Origin of the sequence: uncultured Leptotrichia sp., assembly GCF_938036635.1 — a bacterium.
Classification (GTDB): Bacteria; Fusobacteriota; Fusobacteriia; order Fusobacteriales; family Leptotrichiaceae; genus Leptotrichia; species Leptotrichia hongkongensis.
This window is the reverse complement of record NZ_CALHQO010000351.1, coordinates 1-3739: the sequence shown is the minus strand read 5'-3', so window position 1 is coordinate 3739 and position 3739 is coordinate 1. Positions and strand designations below refer to the sequence as shown.

The window sequence follows — 3739 nt, the reverse complement described above, 5'->3', positions numbered from 1 at the left end:
AAAGGAGCGATTAATGGGTATTAGTATAGCATTATACGGATTAAAATTAATAAATAAAGAAACAGGAAAACAAGTTGATATAATTAATCAAAAAATAAATTTATATCAAGGAACAGTTTTGGAGGCTTTGTATCAAAAATTTAATCAAGATTACGAAAAAAAAGAAATTAAAGAATTAGGCAAACCTGCTTTGAACATATATTCAAAATATTGTGTAGATAATTTAAAACGTTTGAAAGATAATTCTTTTTTTGGTAAAATAAAATATGGAAAGAATTTAGAAACGCCAATTTCTATTTTAAAAGAAAACGAAACAGAAAATTTGAAACCCAACGAAGTTCCTGCGTATATATTTCATTTTTATTTCGCTCCTTTCAGTCTATCTTTAAAACGCGAAAAAGAAAATTATATACTTTTATTAATACAAATGACAGATGGTTCAGGAATAAAAAGTGATATAATAGATGGTGTTTATAAAAAAATAATACAAGATATTTTGGATTCAAATACTTCTGAAAAATTCAAGTTAAATATAGATTCGTTTAATTATGGAAATTTAAGTGAATTAATAGAAAAATCAACGGTAAAGAAAATAACAGTATATAAAAAAATAGACAGAAACAACAGGGTATTAAATGAATTATCAAAAGCTTTGGATTTTGAAGTGATAGATGTTCATCAAACCCTCAATATACGGAAATTAAATAAGAAGTTAAAAAATTTTTCTGATAAAATATATAAAATAAATTTAGAGGATTTAGGGATAGAAAGTTTAAATGCGGAAGTTTTATTAGGAAACAAGAAAAAGAGTATAAGATTAAACAACAAAGAAGAGAGAATAGAAACAAAACAAACAAGAATAGATATAACTGAAGAATACAAATCATGCGAAGATGACTTCGAAAAAATAATGAATATTTTTTTAAAAGAATATGAAGATATAAAAGAATGGAGCAATAAAGATGGGTAAAGAATTAACTATGAAAATAATATTTGGTATATGTTTGGTTATTTTTTTTACATTTTTTATTATAGAAATGAAAAATATGAACATTAAATATATTGTTTACAATTTTATCGATGCTTTAAAAGTTGAAAAAGACGGAAGATATAAAAATTCTTGTCCTAGAATTTTTTATTATTTTGCATTACCGTTTTGTTTTGGTGGAGCAATAGAATTTATTTTTAAGCCCCAAATAACGACCGAATTTATATCGACCATATCTACAATTTTGACTTTATTAATCGGTTTTTTAACAAGTTCTCTTTTCACAATAAACGGTTTAATAGAAAAAGTTGGCGAAAAAAAAAGTAAGAAAGAAGCATTAATTATTTTATATAATAGCATTGTATATGAAATTTTTTGTTCATTTATTTTGTTTGCGATTTACATTTCTTTATATTTTATACAATTTAGTATTATTGAATTTTTATCTTTCTCACTATGTTTGCACGTAGTTTTTGTTTTTATATTTCTTTTTTACACAATAACGGAATTAATGAAACTAGATATTTAAAATAAAAATTGTTAGTCACAAAATTGGCGAATACCACTGTCATAAGAAAAAATAATTTTTTACAAGAGCTTTTAAAAAAGGCTCTTTTTTTGTTAAAAATTTTTTGACTTTTTGTTTACTTTATGGTAAACTTAAAAACGAGGTGAGAAAATTTGGAAATTTACGAAAAATTTATATCAAAAATAAGAGAAAAAAACATGAGTCCAGCTAAATTTTCACGAGAAATTGGCATGTCAAAGCAATTATTTTTTTATCACTTAAAAAATTTAAAAAAGAAAAAAATAACTTTTAATACTGAACAATTTAAAAAAATATGCGAAAAATTAAGTGTGGACGCTAATTTTTTTTACAAATAAAGTTTACTTGTAAGTAAACAAAATCCAAAAGAAAAGAAAGGAGGTGTGAGATGAAATATGAAATAGATAAATCTAATTTTATATTCATATTATGTGCTTACCAAGCGTTTAAAGTAATAAAAAATGGATTAAATATTCAAAATATATTAATAGGCATAGGATATATAACGGTTGCTGTAATATATTTTAAATATGAAAGTAAAATAAAAAAGGCGATATATGAAATACTGCCTTTTTTGATATTTTACTGGTTGATTGGAACTTTATTTAAAGAAATAATAGAAGTTAGTTTTAGATAAAATTAAGAAAATACGAAAGAGAGTGATTAAATGGATAAAATAAAAATTTTAGGTCAGACGTACAATATTATAGAAAAAGATATGAAGAATGAAGAAGTAATTTTTGGAGAAATTGAGTATTTAACAAATACAATAATAATAAATAAAAAAATGCAAGAAGAAAAAAAGAAGATTACATTACTCCATGAAGTTTTACATGCAATTTTTAGTCAATTAAGACTAGATGAAAAAATTAATGAAAGCGAGAATCTAATTTCTTCTCTTGCAGAAAGCCTTTACATGTTTCTAAATGAAAATAAAAATTTTATTTCTTTTTAGATTTTGAAGAACTTTTAGTTTGAGATAAAGCAGATCCAGCTACACTTTTAGATTTACTGCTGTATCTTTCATCTCTTAAAATACTTGAAGCCTTACTGGCTACAGATTTTGATGTTTGTTTCTTATTGGGCATAAATTTCTCCTTTCCAGAAGGTATATTTTGAAATATTATAATGGACTTAAAATATACGTTTCTTAATAATTACACTTGTTAGCAATCTTGCGTAATTGTTGCTAACAAAAATAGTATATCATAAAAAATTATAAATTTCAAGGAGGAAAAATGTTTAAAGAATTTTTAGAAAAATGCCTAAGATATGGAAATTTGTATATTTTAGAAGAAACAGGGGATAGGGAAAAGATTAAGAGAATTAGTAAGAGACACGGCAAAGTAACTGAAGCAAGTGTATTGCTATTTGATTTGGGAACGAAAAGAACTACGGTAAACGAAATATATTTTAACAGCCAAGGATATTTCATAATTCGGGATCAGAAAAGATTGAGATTGGAAAAATTTAAGTAACAAAAAAAGCACTTCAAATGAAGTGCAAAAACCCCTAAGGGTAGAGGAGTAGAGGTGAAATTCATGTCCTATCTATTCAAGCTGTAATAAATAATTACAAAAAGAATAAATATCGCAATGAAATCTACCATCTCACTACCTCCTTTATATTAAGTTTGCGAGTTGATGAAACTCGCATAGGACAATTATAACAAAAAAGACTGGAAAAATCCAGCCCAATTTGTCATCATTTTGTTTAACTTAATATAAAGTTCCCTTAGGGGTTACCCCAGAGTGGTTATATTATATCACAAATTATGAAAAAGTCAAAATAAAAAATAAAGGAATGTGATGAAAATGGAAAAGCCTAACTATTTTGGCATATTGCCAGCGAATGTAAGGTATGATAAGAATTTAAAACCTATGGAAAAGATTTTATATACAGAAATTTCATCTTTGACAAACAAAGACGGATACTGCTATGCAACAAATTCATATTTTTCTAAATTATACGAAGTACATAAAAATACTGTTGGAACTTGGATTAACAATTTAGAAAAACAGGGCTATATAAAGACGGTTTTAATTTACAAAAAAGGTACTAAAGAAATTATTGAAAGACGTATCTATATAAACCAAAAAATTGATACCCCTATCAATGAAAACGTTGATACCTATCAACAAAAAGATTTAGAGCCTAAAACAACACCAACATTCTGTCCCTTAGCGGTATCAACTGTGATGAAA

The 3739-nt window shown here is 25.2% G+C and carries 8 protein-coding genes; 7 read left to right on the top strand and 1 reads right to left on the bottom strand.

The genetic code is table 11. The features are described 5' to 3' along the window. The first annotated feature begins 13 nt into the window (after positions 1-13). The 5 genes from Q0370_RS07065 (at position 14) to Q0370_RS07045 (ending at position 2490) form a co-directional block, all read left to right on the top strand. Entirely contained in the window at positions 14-970 is a 957-nt protein-coding gene (locus Q0370_RS07065) for a hypothetical protein (RefSeq protein ID WP_299573915.1), read from the top strand. Beyond that, positions 963-1517, top strand: a complete 555-nt coding sequence (locus Q0370_RS07060) for a hypothetical protein (RefSeq protein ID WP_299573912.1) — start codon at positions 963-965, stop codon at positions 1515-1517. Before Q0370_RS07065 ends, Q0370_RS07060 begins: the two co-directional genes overlap by 8 nt. Positions 1518-1669: 152 nt before the next feature. Then, positions 1670-1873 (top strand): hypothetical protein, encoded by a 204-nt coding sequence (locus tag Q0370_RS07055; protein ID WP_299573909.1) that lies wholly within the window; start codon positions 1670-1672, stop codon positions 1871-1873. A gap of 50 nt (positions 1874-1923) precedes the next feature. Further along, positions 1924-2172: a hypothetical protein gene (locus tag Q0370_RS07050; protein ID WP_299573906.1), complete on the top strand. Its 249-nt coding sequence runs from the start codon at positions 1924-1926 to the stop codon at positions 2170-2172. A 30-nt stretch (positions 2173-2202) separates the two neighbouring features. Beyond that, positions 2203-2490, top strand: coding sequence for an ImmA/IrrE family metallo-endopeptidase (locus Q0370_RS07045; RefSeq protein WP_299573903.1), 288 nt, complete (start codon positions 2203-2205; stop codon positions 2488-2490). Here the strand turns inward: Q0370_RS07045 and Q0370_RS07040 are convergent. Continuing rightward, positions 2477-2623 (bottom strand): hypothetical protein, encoded by a 147-nt coding sequence (locus tag Q0370_RS07040; protein ID WP_299573900.1) that lies wholly within the window; start codon positions 2621-2623, stop codon positions 2477-2479. The two genes, Q0370_RS07045 and Q0370_RS07040, sit on opposite strands and share 14 nt — an antisense overlap. Before the next feature lie 150 nt (positions 2624-2773). Here Q0370_RS07040 and Q0370_RS07035 point away from each other — a divergent pair, with 150 nt between their 5' ends. Continuing rightward, positions 2774-3013, top strand: coding sequence for a hypothetical protein (locus Q0370_RS07035; RefSeq protein WP_299573897.1), 240 nt, complete (start codon positions 2774-2776; stop codon positions 3011-3013). 336 nt (positions 3014-3349) lie between these two features. After that, positions 3350-3739 (top strand): helix-turn-helix domain-containing protein (locus Q0370_RS07030; RefSeq protein ID WP_299573894.1); only part of this gene is annotated, 390 nt, incomplete at its 3' end.

Coding starts and splice junctions, on each gene's coding strand:
- Q0370_RS07065 (WP_299573915.1), top strand. CDS start 14: ATGGGTATTAGTATAGCATTATACGGATTAAAATTAATAAATAAAGAA.
- Q0370_RS07060 (WP_299573912.1), top strand. CDS start 963: ATGGGTAAAGAATTAACTATGAAAATAATATTTGGTATATGTTTGGTT.
- Q0370_RS07050 (WP_299573906.1), top strand. CDS start 1,924: ATGAAATATGAAATAGATAAATCTAATTTTATATTCATATTATGTGCT.
- Q0370_RS07045 (WP_299573903.1), top strand. CDS start 2,203: ATGGATAAAATAAAAATTTTAGGTCAGACGTACAATATTATAGAAAAA.
- Q0370_RS07040 (WP_299573900.1), bottom strand. CDS start 2,623: ATGCCCAATAAGAAACAAACATCAAAATCTGTAGCCAGTAAGGCTTCA.
- Q0370_RS07035 (WP_299573897.1), top strand. CDS start 2,774: ATGTTTAAAGAATTTTTAGAAAAATGCCTAAGATATGGAAATTTGTAT.